The 14,628-nt window shown below is 69.7% G+C and carries 13 protein-coding genes and 1 riboswitch; of the genes, 8 read left to right on the top strand and 5 right to left on the bottom strand.

Annotation, left to right across the window (positions count from 1 at the left end; all coding sequences use genetic code 11):
• The first annotated feature begins 18 nt into the window (after positions 1-18).
• The 4 genes from ftsR (at position 19) to STRTUCAR8_RS15910 (ending at position 3,711) form a co-directional block, all read left to right on the top strand.
• Positions 19-753: a transcriptional regulator FtsR gene (gene ftsR / locus STRTUCAR8_RS15925; protein ID WP_006376809.1), complete on the top strand. Its 735-nt coding sequence runs from the start codon at positions 19-21 to the stop codon at positions 751-753.
• Between the two features lie 85 nt (positions 754-838).
• On the top strand, positions 839-1,312 hold the full coding sequence (locus STRTUCAR8_RS15920; protein ID WP_006123076.1) for a bifunctional nuclease family protein: 474 nt from the start codon (positions 839-841) through the stop codon (positions 1,310-1,312).
• 283 nt (positions 1,313-1,595) lie between these two features.
• Complete coding sequence (locus STRTUCAR8_RS15915) at positions 1,596-2,240, top strand: MerR family transcriptional regulator (protein ID WP_078507214.1); 645 nt, start codon at positions 1,596-1,598, stop codon at positions 2,238-2,240.
• A gap of 55 nt (positions 2,241-2,295) precedes the next feature.
• Positions 2,296-3,711: a DNA polymerase IV gene (locus STRTUCAR8_RS15910; RefSeq protein ID WP_006376810.1), complete on the top strand. Its 1,416-nt coding sequence runs from the start codon at positions 2,296-2,298 to the stop codon at positions 3,709-3,711.
• On the opposite strand, the gene STRTUCAR8_RS15905 is transcribed toward STRTUCAR8_RS15910, so the two are convergent.
• Positions 3,672-4,043, bottom strand: coding sequence for a PRC-barrel domain-containing protein (locus STRTUCAR8_RS15905; protein ID WP_006376812.1), 372 nt, complete (start codon positions 4,041-4,043; stop codon positions 3,672-3,674). The two genes, STRTUCAR8_RS15910 and STRTUCAR8_RS15905, sit on opposite strands and share 40 nt — an antisense overlap.
• 114 nt (positions 4,044-4,157) lie before the next feature.
• Positions 4,158-4,252: riboswitch (glycine riboswitch) on the top strand.
• A 180-nt stretch (positions 4,253-4,432) separates the two neighbouring features.
• Here STRTUCAR8_RS15905 and gcvP point away from each other — a divergent pair.
• Positions 4,433-7,318 (top strand): aminomethyl-transferring glycine dehydrogenase, encoded by a 2,886-nt coding sequence (gcvP, locus tag STRTUCAR8_RS15900; RefSeq protein ID WP_006376807.1) that lies wholly within the window; start codon positions 4,433-4,435, stop codon positions 7,316-7,318.
• 130 nt (positions 7,319-7,448) lie between these two features.
• Here gcvP and STRTUCAR8_RS15895 read toward each other — a convergent pair whose 3' ends face one another.
• Both STRTUCAR8_RS15895 and STRTUCAR8_RS15890 read right to left on the bottom strand, forming a co-directional pair.
• Complete coding sequence (locus STRTUCAR8_RS15895; RefSeq protein WP_044472287.1) at positions 7,449-7,637, bottom strand: DUF5999 family protein; 189 nt, start codon at positions 7,635-7,637, stop codon at positions 7,449-7,451.
• A gap of 376 nt (positions 7,638-8,013) precedes the next feature.
• Positions 8,014-8,598 (bottom strand): hypothetical protein, encoded by a 585-nt coding sequence (locus STRTUCAR8_RS15890; RefSeq protein WP_006376811.1) that lies wholly within the window; start codon positions 8,596-8,598, stop codon positions 8,014-8,016.
• 568 nt (positions 8,599-9,166) lie between these two features.
• On the opposite strand from STRTUCAR8_RS15890, the gene STRTUCAR8_RS15885 reads away from it, so the two are divergent.
• Together STRTUCAR8_RS15885 and STRTUCAR8_RS15880 are read left to right on the top strand one after the other, a co-directional pair.
• Complete coding sequence (locus STRTUCAR8_RS15885) at positions 9,167-10,684, top strand: glutamate-cysteine ligase family protein (RefSeq protein WP_006376815.1); 1,518 nt, start codon at positions 9,167-9,169, stop codon at positions 10,682-10,684.
• A 347-nt stretch (positions 10,685-11,031) separates the two neighbouring features.
• Positions 11,032-11,832, top strand: coding sequence for a CPBP family intramembrane glutamic endopeptidase (locus STRTUCAR8_RS15880; protein WP_044472286.1), 801 nt, complete (start codon positions 11,032-11,034; stop codon positions 11,830-11,832).
• A gap of 60 nt (positions 11,833-11,892) precedes the next feature.
• Here the strand turns inward: STRTUCAR8_RS15880 and STRTUCAR8_RS15875 are convergent, their stop codons facing one another.
• Both STRTUCAR8_RS15875 and STRTUCAR8_RS15870 read right to left on the bottom strand, forming a co-directional pair.
• On the bottom strand, positions 11,893-12,702 hold the full coding sequence (locus tag STRTUCAR8_RS15875) for a PhzF family phenazine biosynthesis protein (protein WP_006376804.1): 810 nt from the start codon (positions 12,700-12,702) through the stop codon (positions 11,893-11,895).
• An 85-nt stretch (positions 12,703-12,787) separates the two neighbouring features.
• Complete coding sequence (locus STRTUCAR8_RS15870; RefSeq protein ID WP_006376819.1) at positions 12,788-13,489, bottom strand: LuxR C-terminal-related transcriptional regulator; 702 nt, start codon at positions 13,487-13,489, stop codon at positions 12,788-12,790.
• 195 nt (positions 13,490-13,684) lie between these two features.
• On the opposite strand from STRTUCAR8_RS15870, the gene STRTUCAR8_RS48930 reads away from it, so the two are divergent.
• Positions 13,685-14,341 (top strand): PadR family transcriptional regulator, encoded by a 657-nt coding sequence (locus STRTUCAR8_RS48930; protein ID WP_006376803.1) that lies wholly within the window; start codon positions 13,685-13,687, stop codon positions 14,339-14,341.
• Positions 14,342-14,628 lie beyond the last annotated feature (287 nt).

Below are 14,628 nucleotides of genomic sequence, written 5' to 3'. Positions count from 1 at the left end.
GACCCTCAGGGAAGGTCCATGCTTCAAACACCGAGCGGCGGTGCCGGGCACGGCATCGCCGCCGCGGACAGTGGGCTGATGAGCATCGGCACAGTGCTGAACGCGCTGCGCGACGAGTTCCCCGAAGTCACCATCTCCAAGATTCGTTTCCTGGAGTCGGAGGGGCTCATCGAGCCGCAGCGGACCCCGTCGGGGTACCGCAAGTTCAGTCCGAGGGATGTCGAGCGCCTCGGTCATGTCCTCAGAATGCAGCGGGATCACTATCTGCCTCTGAAGGTGATCAGGGAGTACCTGGAGGCCATGGAGCGTGGGGAGGCGGCCCCGCCCCCCACTGTCGGCCGCCAGCGGGACGGTGAGCCGGTTCTCGAGCCTGAGGGGCCCACCGCCGTCCGGATCGGCCGCTCCGAGCTGCTCGCCGCCGCCGAGATCGGCGACGAGGAACTCGAGGAGTGGCAGTCGTACGGGCTGGTCGCGCCCCTGCCCGACGGGGCGTACGACGCGGAGTCGGTCACTGTTGCCGCGCTCGTCGCCGAGCTGGGGCGGTTCGGGATCGAGCCGCGGCATCTGCGGGTGATGAAGGCCGCCGCCGAGCGTGAGGCCGGCCTGGTCGATCAGGTCGTGGCCCCGCTGAAGCGTCACCGCAATCCGCAGACCAGGGCGCTCGCTGAGGCCCGTAGCAAGGAGCTGGCGGGGCTCACGGTGAAACTGCACGCGGCCCTGGTGCGGATCGCCCTGGGAGTGCGGCAGCCCTGAGCGGGGAGGGTCGGCGGAGGGCGGATCGGTCACCCGTTCCGTGCCCGACTACCCAAACATCCCGGGCACGGCCTAGGGTTGCTGTGTGAACGAGCTCGATGTCGTAGGTGTCCGGGTCGAAATGCCCTCCAACCAACCGATCGTGCTCCTGCGTGAAGTGGGAGGCGACCGCTACCTTCCCATCTGGATCGGACCTGGGGAGGCGACGGCGATCGCCTTCGCCCAGCAGGGCATGGCCCCCGCACGACCGCTGACCCACGACCTGTTCAAGGACGTGCTGGAGGCCGTCGGACAGGAACTCACCGAAGTGCGCATCACGGACCTGCGCGAAGGTGTTTTCTACGCGGAGTTGGTGTTCGCCAGCGGAGTCGAGGTGAGCGCCCGCCCGTCCGACGCCATAGCGCTGGCGCTGCGTACCGGTACGCCGATCTACGGCAGCGACGGGGTACTCGACGACGCCGGAATCGCGATCCCGGACGAGCAGGAGGACGAGGTGGAGAAGTTCCGCGAGTTCCTCGACCAGATCTCCCCCGAGGACTTCGGGACCAACAGCCAGTGAGCCGCGTCAGCGTCGCCTGAGGAGGCTCGGCCGCCCCACGGACCCCAGTGGTCGGTGGGGCCTGTCTTTTGCCCGGCGACGTCACGAATGATGGCAATTGCCAGCGGCGTGTGAGAGCGTCGTGCGGCCCTGACGGAGCGCATTCGGCTAGCCTTTCCCCGCGGTGGGGTACGGGAAACCACTCCTAGGGTGATTATCACTCGGCGTGCCGAGTGTGGCGATCGTTGACGCACCCCTGGTGACTGCCTACCGTCGAGAAGGCAGGTCAAGGACGGAGGTCGGCGTGAGAAGCAGCGGCGACGGTACGGCTGGGGGTGCCCCTGGACGCGGTCTGGGGGAGAGCGGCCCGTACCCGCTTCACGGCAGCGCGGCGGATCACGTTGCGCGGCGGCCGACGGCTGTAGCAGGCAGCGGAGGGGCGACATCCATGGCGTCCGAGGAGATCGGCTACCGCGGCCCCACGGCGTGCGCGGCGGCCGGCATCACATACCGGCAGTTGGACTACTGGGCGCGTACCGGTTTGGTCGAGCCGAGTGTGCGGCCCGCGCACGGGTCGGGGACGCAACGGCTCTACAGCTTCCGGGACGTTGTGGTCCTGAAGATCGTCAAGCGCTTTCTGGACACCGGCGTCTCGCTGCAGAACATCCGCACGGCGGTCCAGCATCTCCGGGCGTGTGAACTCCACGATCTGGAGCGCCTGACGCTGATGAGTGACGGTGCGACCGTCTACGAGTGCACCTCCCCCGATGAGGTGCACGCGCTGCTCCAGGGTGGACAGGGCATTTTCGGTATCGCCGTCGGCGTGGTGTGGCGAGATGTGGAAAGCGCTCTCTCGCAGTTGCACGGGGAGCGTGTCGACACCGGGGAGACCCTCGTCGGGCACAACCCCACGGACGAACTTGCGCGGCGGCGCAACCGGGCGGTCTGACCGCCGCCCCCGCCGTGCCAGGGCATTGTCAGTGGCGTAGGGCAGCATCGGTGATGTGAGAAACGCGCCCACGATCCTGCATCTCGACATGGACGCCTTCTTCGCCTCGGCGGAGCAGGCGTCCAAGCCGAGTCTGCGTGGGAAAGCCGTCGTGGTGGGGGGACTCGGGCCGCGTGGGGTGGTGGCCACCGCGTCGTACGAGGCCCGGGTTTTCGGGGTGCACTCCGCGATGCCGACGGCGCAGGCCCGCAGGCTCGCGCCGAACGCCGCCTACCTCGTGCCCAGGGGCAGCTTCTACCGGTCGATCAGCGAGCAGGTCATGGGGCTTCTGCACGAGCTGTCGCCGCTGGTGGAGCCGTTGAGCCTGGACGAGGCGTTCGTGGACCTGGAGGCCGGGGACACGGCCTGGGACGAGGCGTCGGCGCGGCTGGCCGGGATCAGGCTGCGCGCGGACATACGGGCCGTCACGGGGCTCACGGGATCGGTGGGGCTGGCCGCCTCCAAGATGCTCGCGAAGATCGCCTCGGAGCAGGCCAAACCGGACGGGCTGGTGGTGATCGAGCCCGGGACCGAACGGGCGCTGCTCGCCCCGATGTCGGTGCGGACCCTGCCGGGGGTCGGTCCGGCCACCGGGGACCATCTGAGGCGGGCCGGGATGAGTACGGTCGACGACCTGGCACAGGCGGGCGAGGACGAGCTCGTACGGCTGCTGGGAAAGGCGCACGGGCACGCGCTGTACGCGATGGCGCTGGCTCGCGACGAGCGGCCCGTGGTGTCCGAGCGGGAGACGAAGTCCGTGTCGGTCGAGGACACGTACGACGTGGACATCCACGACCGGGGCCGGGTGGGCACCGAGGTGCAGCGGCTGGCGGACCGGTGTGTGCGGCGGTTGCGCGGTGCCGGGCTGTCCGGGCGGACCATCGTCCTCAAGGTGCGGCGGTACGACTTCTCCACGCTGACCCGGTCCGAGACGCTCCGGGGGCCCACGGACGACCCCGCTGTGGTGCGGGAGGCGGCGGCCCGGCTCCTGGAGACGGTGGACACCACCGGGGGCGTCCGGTTGCTCGGGATCGGAGTGAGCGGCCTCGCCGACTACACCCAGGAGGACCTGTTCGCCCAGGCCGCCGGGGCGGTGGCGGCGCTGGAGCCGCTGGAAGAGCCGGAGCGCGAGGCTGTGGACGAGCAGGAGGCGCCCGCCGAGCGGCACTGGACCACCGGGCACGACGTACGGCATGCCGACTTCGGGCACGGGTGGGTGCAGGGCAGCGGGCTGGGGCGGGTGACCGTGCGGTTCGAGACGCCGGACGCGGAGTATCCGGGGCGGGTGCGTACGTTCCGGACCGAGGACCCCGCGCTGGAGCCGGCGGATCCGCTGCCGCTGGTGGCCGCCCCGCCGCGAAGACCCGGTCATCCGGATGAGGGACCGGCGGATCAGGCGTCGTCCGTGCCCGCCAGCCTGCCGAAGTCGTGATCGGGGAACGGGGGAGGGGGAGCCACGTCGAGTCCGTAGTGGTGGTAGAGCTGGAGTTCCTGCTCCGGGGAGAGATGGCGGCCCACCCCGAAGTCTGGGGCGTCCTTGATCAGGGCTCGCTCGAAGGGGATGCGCAGGGTGCCGTCGATCAGTTCGCTGGGCTCCAGGGGCACGAAGGCGTCCCTGCTGAACAGCCCCGTTCTTATGGCCGCCCACTCCGGCACTCCCGTCGCGTCGTCGAGGTAGATCTCGTCGATCGTGCCGATCTTGGTGCCGTTGCGGTCGAAGGCCTTGCGGCCGATCAGGTTGCGCGGATCGATGTCGGTCTGCACGGCGCCTCCGTATGGTCGCAACTCATCCGTAAACACCACAAAAGAGCACATCCGCTGAGGCGGCCACTCGAAGGCGTGTGCGTGGAGCCCGCTGATAGGCTGGCCAATGGCTGCTGATCCCGTGCGGGAGAGTCCTCCGGAACCTCGGAGGGCGCCGAAGGAGCAAATCCTCCCCGGAATCTCTCAGGCCCCTGTACCGCACGGACGAGGTCACTCTGGAAAGAAGAGCGGATGTCGACGGCTTCCGCTCTCACCGACGGTGAAAGCCGGGACGTCAGTGCGTTGGCGGCCCGGTGAAGCTCTCAGGTTGAGATGACAGAGGGGGAGGCCGTTCGGGCACCCGTGTCGTGGTGCCCCTCGAAGGTCGCGACGACCAGGAGGCCTCCGCAATGACCGCCCACCGCACTCCGCTCGCCGTACTCGAACAGGGCACGCCCTTCGAGCGACGTCATATCGGGCCGGACCACGAGGACCGGGCCAAGATGCTCGCGCAGGTCGGTTACGGCTCGCTCGACGAGCTGACGGCCGCCGCCGTCCCGGATGTGATCAGGAACGCCGACGCGCTCGATCTGCCGGGCGCCCGCACCGAGGCCGAAGTGCTGGCCGAGCTGCGGTCGCTGGCAGATCAGAACCAGGTTCTCGGGTCCATGATCGGGCTCGGGTACTACGGGACCTTCACCCCGCCGGTCATCCTGCGGAACGTGATGGAGAGCCCGGCCTGGTACACCGCCTACACGCCGTACCAGCCCGAGATCTCGCAGGGGCGCCTCGAAGCGCTGCTGAACTTCCAGACCATGGTCGCCGACCTCACCGGGCTGCCCACCTCGGGTGCCTCGCTGCTCGACGAGGCCACCGCGGCCGCCGAGGCGATGTCGCTGTCGCGGCGCATGGGCAAGAACAAGAAGGGGCTCTTCCTCGTCGACGCGGACGCCCTGCCGCAGACCATCGCCGTGATCGAGACGCGGGCCGAGCCCACCGGCGTCGAGGTCGTCGTCGCCGACCTGAGCGCGGGCATTCCGGACGACATCGCGGGCCGTGAGATCAACGGTGTGCTGCTTCAGTACCCGGGCGCCTCGGGTGTCGTACGCGACCTGAAGCCGGTCGTCGAGCAGGCCCACGGGCTCGGCGCCGTCGTCACCGTGGCCGCCGATCTGCTGGCGCTGACGCTGCTCACCCCGCCCGGTGAGCTCGGCGCGGACATCGCGGTCGGGACGACCCAGCGGTTCGGCGTACCGATGGGCTTCGGCGGGCCGCACGCCGGATACATGGCCGTGCGCGAGCAGTTCGCGCGCAGCCTGCCCGGGCGGCTCGTGGGTGTCTCCGTGGACGCGGACGGGCACAAGGCGTACCGGCTCGCCCTGCAGACGCGGGAGCAGCACATCCGCCGGGAGAAGGCGACCAGCAACATCTGCACGGCGCAGGTCCTGCTGGCCGTGATGGCCGGCATGTACGCCGTCTACCACGGGCCCAAGGGGCTGCGGATCATCGCCCGGCGCACCCACCGGTACGCCACGATTCTCGCCGCCGGGCTGACGGCGGGCGGTGTCGACGTCGTCCACGGCTCCTACTTCGACACGCTCACCGTGCGGGTGCCCGGGAAGGCCGGCGAGGTCGCCGCAGCCGCGCGCGAGCACGGAATCAATGTGCACCTCGTCGACGCCGACCGGCTCTCCGTCTCCTGCGACGAGACCACCACCCGGGACCAACTGGTCGCCGTCTGGACCGCGTTCGGGGTCGATGGCGACATCGACGCGCTCGACGCCGAGGCCGGGGACACGCTGCCGGAGGCGCTGCTGCGCACCGACGAGATCCTCACGCACCCCGTCTTCCACCAGTACCACTCCGAGACCGCGATGCTGCGCTACCTGCGCCGGCTCGCCGACCGGGACTACGCGCTCGACCGCGGCATGATCCCGCTGGGCTCCTGCACCATGAAGCTCAACGCGACCACCGAGATGGAGCCGGTCACCTGGCCCGAGTTCGGCCAGCTGCACCCCTTCGCGCCCGCCGAGCAGGCGCAGGGCTATCTGACGCTCATCCGTGAGCTGGAGGAACGTCTCGCCGAGGTCACCGGCTACGACAAGGTGTCGCTGCAGCCGAACGCCGGTTCGCAGGGCGAGCTGGCCGGGCTGCTGGCCGTACGGGGATACCACCGGGCAAACGGTGACGACCAGCGGACCGTCTGCCTGATTCCGTCGTCCGCGCACGGGACCAACGCGGCCAGCGCCGTCATGGCCGGGATGAAGGTCATCGTCGTGAAGACCGCCGGCGACGGTGAGATCGATGTCGAGGATCTGCGGGCGAAGATCGAGCAGTACCGGGACGAGCTGTCGGTCCTGATGATCACGTACCCGTCCACGCACGGAGTGTTCGAGGAACACGTCGCCGACATCTGTGCCCAGGTGCACGAGGCCGGCGGCCAGGTGTACGTCGACGGGGCCAACCTCAACGCGCTCGTGGGGCTGGCCAAGCCGGGGCACTTCGGCGGGGACGTCTCGCATCTGAACCTGCACAAGACGTTCTGCATCCCGCACGGGGGCGGCGGTCCGGGGGTCGGCCCGGTCGGGGTGCGCGAACACCTCGCGCCCTATCTGCCCAACCATCCCCTGCAGCCCGCGGCCGGGCCCGAGACGGGCGTGGGGCCGATCTCGGCGGCGCCCTGGGGTTCGGCGGGCATTCTGCCGATCTCGTGGGCGTACGTGCGGCTGATGGGCGGCGAGGGGCTCAAGCGGGCCACGCAGGTGGCGGTGCTGAGCGCCAACTACATCGCCAAGCGGCTCGAGCCGCACTTCCCGGTGCTCTACACCGGGCCCGGCGGGCTGGTCGCACACGAGTGCATCATCGATCTGCGGCCGATCAGCAAGACGACGGGCGTGAGCGTCGACGACATCGCCAAGCGGCTGATCGACTACGGCTTCCACGCTCCGACGATGTCGTTCCCGGTGGCCGGGACGCTGATGATCGAGCCGACCGAGTCCGAGGACCTGGGGGAGCTCGACCGGTTCTGCGAGGCGATGATCGCCATTCGCGGCGAGATCGAGAAGGTCGGAGCGGGCGAGTGGCCGGCCGACGACAACCCGCTGCGGAACGCGCCGCACACCGCGGCCGCGCTCGGCGGTGAGTGGACGCACGCCTACACGCGCCAGGAGGCGGTCTTCCCGGCAGGGGTCTCGGCGGCCGACAAGTACTGGCCGCCGGTGCGCCGGATCGACCAGGCCTTCGGCGACCGGAACCTGGTCTGTTCCTGCCCGCCGCTGGATGCTTACGAGGAGTAGTCGACCTCGGACATGCGTCGGGGCCGGTTCGCAGCGGATGTCTGCGGGCCGGCCCCTCTTCGTCCGTTCAGCTGTCCGGGCAGTCCCTCCTGACGTCCGGAGGCTGCCCGTCGTCCGTGCGAGCCGGCCGTCAGGCGGCTGTCATCACGCGGTGCGGGGCGATGATCTGGCCGTCGGGCAGGAGCTCACCCGTGTCCTCGAAGAGGAGGACGCCGTTGCACAGCAGGCTCCAGCCCTGTTCCGGGTGGTGCGCCATGAGGCGGGCGGACTCCCGGTCGGTGGAGTGGGCTGTCGGGCACGGTGGCTGGTGCTGGCACATTGATGGGATCTTTCGCTCTGTCGTGGAGTGTGAGATGGCTGTGGTGTCCGTCTTGCGGCTCGAAGCACTGTTCATGGCCGCCCCCCGTTGTGATAAATCGGTTTGAACCCAGTGTTGCCCCACGGGCGTCAATCCGCAGGTATTTGGCCGCACCGCTTCTCACAGGTTCAAGACGCGTCACCCGGGCGGACGGTTCAGCCCAACTGGGCTGTCCCTTTGGGTGGTTCTTGGGGGCCGGATAGGGCTAGTCCGGTCGGGTCGCAAGCCCTTGGTGGCTCGTACGAGCGAAATGCCGCGCGAAAGAGCAACGTGCCCCGCCGTCGGGAATTCGACGGCGGGGCATAGGTGAATACGGAGAGTGTCGAGCCGTGTGCGGTCAGGCGGAGGAACTCATGAGTCCGGCCGGAGTCACCCGATGGGTCAGGACCGGGAGCAGCTCGGCCACCCGGTGTGGACGATGGGCGGCGATACCGGGCGGAGCCGGCGCCAGTGGGACGAGCAGGTCGGTCGCGGCCGGGTGGCCCTCGGCTCCGTCGGCGGTGATGTCGCCGTGCAGCCAGAGCGTGAGCATGTACAGCTCGGGAACGGACAGCAGGCGTGCCTGGTAGGGCTGTTTCATCGCCTCGGCCTGACGCAGGGCGCGCTCGGTGGAGGCGATGTAGGGCCCTTCGAAGAAGTGCGAGAAGGCCCAGCCGTCGGGCGTCAGCATGGTCTCGGCGGCGGCCACCGCGCGGTCGCCGCAGCGGATCAGGAAGCGCCACCCGGTCAGCCGGGTGGCGGACGCGCCCGCCGGGGTGATGTGGTCCAGGACGTGCACGGGCAGCGGAAGTTCGGGGGTGGTGGGCCCCTGGGTGGTACGGAGGGACGGGGTTCGCGCCTCGCGGACAGCGGTGGGGGAACCGAGTGCCGTGAGGACGGTGCGCAGTGCGGGTGCGGGAGCCGGGGGGACATGCAGGGGCATGGTGGAACGCCTCTCGTTCGACAGGCAGGGTGGCGCGAGGGCGGGGGCGGACGGCGCTGTCAGCTCTCGAAGTCTGTCGGGGGCGAAGAGGCGGGGCCGGGTGTGCTGGCGTGGATGCGGCCTGCCGTGAGACACCTGGATGGCAGGACCCAGGACCTGGGCGCCGACTCTCTTCCCTTGTTCGCGGAGTTTATACGACACGTGTTCTGACTATGTTTCGTCTAACTGTTTTCCCCGTGAAGAGCAAGGGCCTGTTCGGTCGGCGTTGCGTGGTGTTTCTACCGTTCCCCGGCCGGTCGTACGGCGATGACCTCGGTGGACGCGCCGGAGGCGGTCGGCCAATTACCGTCGGCGATTTTCACGAGTTCGCAAGTGCGCGAAACTGTCCGGTTGTCCCGGCTGTGGTGCCATGCCGGGTGAATGTGCCGCGGGTCACGTCGGTCAGCGTAGCGGGTGACGAGAACCCGCGGGACGTTATCGATCGCGTTTGGTGGGCATCATCCCACGTGACCCGGGACGTCAGCGGCCGATCTTCGGCCTGCCCATTCGAGGAGGAGGGACGCTTCCGATGGGGGAGAAGGTCGTGGCGGGGCCGTTCGACATGTCCGCTCGCCAGCGCTACCGCACCAAGCTCCGGCAGTGTCTGACGGGGCTGGAGCGGCTGCTGGCCGAGAAGCGGTTCGACCGCCCGAAGAATCTCCTGGGCCTGGAGATCGAGTTGAATCTCGTCGGGCCCGACGGGATGCCGAAAATGATGAATGGGCAAGTACTCGAGAGGATCGCGAGCCGAGATTTCCAAACAGAACTCGCCATGTTCAATCTGGAAGTCAACATCGCCCCACACCGTCTTGCCGGGCGGGTATTCGACCGGCTCGCGGAAGAGCTCCGTACGTCACTGGCATATGCCCACCGGAAAGCGAACGAGGTCGACGCGGGAATCATGATGATCGGCATTCTGCCGACGCTCGACCGTGACGACCTGGTTTCCTCCAACCTTTCCGACGTCGACCGCTACACCCTGCTGAACGACCAGATCGTGGCGGCCCGCGGTGAGGACTTCACTCTCGACATCGAGGGCGTGGAGCGCCTCTCGTGCACGTCGGGGTCGATCGCTCCCGAGGCCGCCTGCACCTCCGTGCAACTGCATCTCCAGGTCACTCCGGCGCGGTTCGCCGATGTGTGGAACGCGGCGCAGGCGATCGCCGCCGTGCAGGTCGCGATCGGGGCCAACTCGCCGTTCCTGTTCGGCCGTGAGCTGTGGCGCGAGTCGCGGCCCCCGCTGTTCACGCAGTCCACGGACACGCGTCCGCCGGAACTCCAGGCGCAGGGCGTACGGCCGCGCACCTGGTTCGGGGAGCGGTGGATCTCGTCGGCCTACGACCTCTTCGAGGAGAACCTGCGCTACTACCCGGCGCTTCTGCCGATCTGTGACGACGAGGACCCGCTGAGCGTCCTCGACGCCGGAGGCGTGCCGAAGCTCGGTGAGCTCGTGCTGCACAACGGCACGGTGTACCGATGGAACCGCCCCGTGTACGGCATCGCGGACGGCGTTCCCCATCTGCGCGTCGAGAACCGGGTGCTGCCCGCCGGACCCACCGTCACGGACGTCATCGCCAACGCGGCCTTCTACTACGGGGTCGTCCGGGCACTCGCCGAGGAGTCGCGGCCCGTGTGGACCCGGCTGCCCTTCGAGGCCGCCGCCGCCAACTTCGACGTTGCCTGCCGGCACGGCATCGACGCGCGGCTCCAGTGGCCCCGGGGCGGCCGGTTCGGCGGCACGGCGGAGGTCGACGCGGTGCGACTCGTACAGGACGAGCTGCTGCCGCTCGCCGAGGCCGGCCTCAACGCGTGGGGGGTAGAACCCGCCGACCGGGACCTGTACCTCGGCGTGATCGAGGAACGGTGCCGGCTACGGACCAACGGCGCCTCCTGGCAGGCGGCCACCTTCCACCGGGCCCTCGACAAGGGCCTGTCGCGGGAGGCCGCGCTGGCGGCGACCACCCGGCGCTACAGCGAGCTGATGCACCTGGGGGAGCCGGTGCACACCTGGCCTGTGGGGCTGCCGGAAGCGGTGCCCTTGGGGTGATCCCCCGAGGCCCGGTGAGGGGTTCAGGGGTTCCCCGGTGGGGGACCCGGGGAGCCGGTGTGCGCTTCCCGCAGTGGCCGCCCGTTTCTGCGGTGGTGGCGAGACCGAGGGCCGTGGCGACGGTGACCGTGCGGTGCCGGGCGCGTGCGCGGGGGTCGGTCGCGCCTGTCTCAGGTGGATCGGGCAAACTGCGATGGCCCATGACGGTCGTATCCCTCCCTGGTGGGCGGAACGCGCGGCGCCGGAACAGTCGTATGAGGTGAATCGGCCGCATCAGCCGTAAGGCAGGGAGCAGGGGAGGCCGCCGGGAGCGGCGACGCGGTGTGATGACACAACCGGAGGCAGGAGTGCAGGTGGAGGCGGGCGCTGTGGCTGAGGCTTTTCCTGAGGAGCGGCCGTCGCGGCGGACTCTCCGGGACGAGACGCTGTTGGTTCTGGGGCTCTCGCTCGGCGCGAGCGGTGTCTCCGCCCTGATCAGCTTTGTCGGGTCGGTCACGAAGCCGGGCGGTCTCAAGGACCAGGCGGCCACGCTCAACGCCTCGGCGGCGCCGGGCCGGCCATGGCTGGATCTCGCCTGGCAGCTCTTCGGCATCACGACGTCGCTGGTACCGGTCGCCCTGGTCGCGCACTTCCTGCTGCGCGAGGGCAAGGGCCTGCGGACGTTGGGCTTCGACCGCACCCGGCCCTGGCCCGACCTGGGGCGCGGGGCCGCGATCGCGGCGGTGATCGGCAGCACCGGAATCGCCTTCTACCTGGCGGCCCGTGGCGTCGGTTTCAACCTCACGGTGGTGCCGGAGGCGCTGCCCGAGGTGTGGTGGAAGTACCCGGTGCTCATCCTCTCGGCGGTGCAGAACGCCGTACTGGAGGAAGTGATCGTCGTCGCGTATCTGCTGCGCCGGCTGGGCCAGCTGGGGTGGACCCCGGGGACGGCCCTGGTGGCCAGTGCTGTCCTGCGCGGGTCGTACCACCTGTACCAGGGCATCGGCGGGTTCATCGGCAACATGGTGATGGGGGTGGTGTTCGTCTACCTCTACCGGCGTTGGGGGCGGGTGGGTCCCCTGGTCGTGGCGCATTCGTTGCTCGACATCGGGGCCTTCGTTGGTTATGCGCTACTGGCTGGGAAGGTTGGGTGGCTGCCCACCGCCTGAGGGTTTTGGGGATGGGAGTGAGGGGCGTACGAGGGTTTCGTACGCCCCTTGCGTGTGGTCTCAGGCGAGCAGCTCGCCGTCGATGGTGGTGACCGCTCGGCCGGTCAGCAGGGTGCGGTCGCCGAGGAGTTCCGTACGGACCAGGCCGCTGCGGGCGGAAGCCTGGAGACCGGTGAGGTCGGGGCGGCCGAGACGCTCGGACCAGTAGGGGGCGAGGGCGGTGTGGGCGCTGCCGGTGACCGGGTCCTCGTCGATGCCGATCCGTGGGAAGAAGCAGCGCGAGACGAAGTCGTAGCCCCCGGCGGAGTCGTCGGCGCGGGCGGTGGCGATGACTCCGCGTTCCGAGTGGGCGGCGAGTGCCTTGAGATCGGGGGCGAGAGCCAGGACGGTCTTCTCGTCGGCGACCTCGATCAGCAGGTCGCCTGTGTTCGGACCGGTGTCGAAGACCGCGAGCGGTTCGGCGCCCAGGGCCTCGGCGACCCCGGTGGGGGGTTCGACGCGGGTGAGCGGGGCGGTCGGGAAGTCGAGGGTGATGGAGCCGTCCGCGTGGGGCGTCGCGGTGAGGACGCCGCTGAGGGTGGCGAATCGTACGGGTCCCGTGTGGCCGCCAGTGGTGTGCAGGACGTGGGCCGTGGCGAGCGTGGCGTGGCCGCACATCGCGACCTCGGCGGCCGGGGTGAACCAGCGCAGCGCCCAGTCGGCCTCGCCGCCGTCGGGCAGCGGGTGCGCGAACGCCGTCTCGGCGTGGTTGACCTCCAGGGCGATCCGCTGGAGGCGGGTGTCGTCCGGGAAGGCGTCGAGGAGCATGACGCCGGCCGGGTTGCCGGCGAAGGGGCGGTCGGTGAAGGCGTCGACGATTCGAATGCGCATGGGGATGACGCTAGGGGGTCGGCGGGGAGGCGGGCCAAGGCCAATTCCCTGGTGCTGGACCTGGTTCGGCGGGCCGGGCGGAGCGTCAGGCCGCCGCCGGTCGGACGAGGCCGGACTCGTAGGCGAAGACGACCGCCTGCACACGCGCGCGTGCGCCGATCTTCGCGAGGATGCGGCTGACGTGTGACTTGACCGTGGTCGGTGAGATGGACAGCCGGGTGGCGATCTCGGTGTTGGACCAGCCGGCGGCGACCGCGGTGAGGACGTCACGTTCGCGACTCGTGAGCGCGTCGAGTTCGGTCACCCGTTCCCGCGAGCCGAAGGCGCGCTCGTGCCGGACGGTGTCGATGAGCGCGCGGGTGAGGCTCGGGGTGGTGACGGCATCCCCGGCGGCCACGATACGGACGGCCGCGGTCAGCTCCTCGGGGGTGGCGTCCTGGGGGAGGAACCCGCCGGCTCCGGCGCGCAGGGCCGCGTAGGCGTGCCGCTCCTGGCCGGTGGGGGTCAGGACCAGCACGCGCGGGCCGTGTTCCGCCGCTCTCGCGGGCGCGGCGACCGGCAGCAGGGTGGGGGGTCGGCTGATACGGCGGATGACGTCGACGCCGTCCGTGTCGATCACCAGGCTGTCCATCAGAACGACGTCGGGTCCGAGCGCGGCGCTCATGCGAACGGCCTCGACGCCGCTTGTCGCCTCGCCGACGACGGCCAGGTCGGGCTGGGCGGCCAGGAGCATGCGCAGTCCGAGACGCTGCAGGGACTGGCGATGTACGACGAGTACGGAGGCCATGGGGGGCACTCTCCTTGTACGAAACCGTTTCGTTCACTTCGGTGCCGTCAGCCTAGCTCCCGCCGCTATCGAAACGTCATCGTTTCTACTGTGGTCTGGGTCACTTCTTCATGGGGGTTGTCGGGCGAGCTGTTCCGATATATCGTTGACGCATCGCGACAGATCAACGACAAGACAACGAATGGAGTGGTTGCGATGCGTTCCCATGGAGAGGAATTCGGTCCGGGCTTCGGTCCCGGGCACGGACACGGTCATGGCGGCCCCCGAGCCTTCGGGCGGGGCGGCTTCGAGGGGCGGCGTGCCGCCTTCGGTCCCTTCGGGCCCGGTTTCGGTGGTCCCGGCGGTCCTGGTGGACCCGGCTTCGGCCCGGGCCCGTGGGGCGGGCGCGGCGGCCGGGGCGGACCGCGGGGCAGGGCGCGGCGCGGTGACGTCCGCGCGTCGATCCTGGCCCTGCTGAAGGACCGGCCCATGCACGGCTACGAGATGATCCAGGAGATCGCCGAGCGCAGCGGAGGGGCGTGGAAGCCCAGCCCCGGCTCGGTCTACCCCACCCTTCAGCTGCTGGAGGACGAGGGCCTGATCGCCAGCGAGAGCGAGGGCGGCAAGAAGCTGTTCGCGCTCACCGAGTCCGGTCGCACGGCGGCTGACGAGGGCCCCGACGCACCCTGGGAAGAGGCTGGGCGTGGCGTCGACTGGGAGGCGCTGAACGACATCCGCCAGGCCGGCGTCGGTCTGATGGAGGCTTTCGGCCAGGTCTGGAAGACGGGCAGCAAGGAGCAGCGCGAAAAGGCGCTCACGGTGATAAACGAAGCGCGCAAGAAGCTGTATCTGATCCTCGCCGACGAGGACTGATGGGCCGCCCTCGGAGACGTGACCGCCCCGGCGGCGTGTCCCCCAGTGCGCGAAGCCCCTCGGGCGTTCCGTATCTCTGCCAGGACCCGCTTGGTCGTCTCGGTCTCCGGGCCACCGGTGGATGTGACGCTGAGCAGTGCCGCATGACCGGACGCGGCACGGACCGCGGGGGTCACGGAGGCCACCCCATGCAGGTCCCGCACCACACCGGCCATGGGCTCGGCGGCCGGGACAACCTCCGTCCTTTCACCCTGTACCAGCACGACCAGCGTGCCGCTGTAGCCGGG

The organism is Streptomyces turgidiscabies Car8 (assembly GCF_000331005.1).
Taxonomy (GTDB): domain Bacteria; phylum Actinomycetota; class Actinomycetes; order Streptomycetales; family Streptomycetaceae; genus Streptomyces; species Streptomyces turgidiscabies.
Note: the sequence above shows the minus strand (reverse complement) of the source record. Positions and strands in the feature narration are given on the sequence as shown.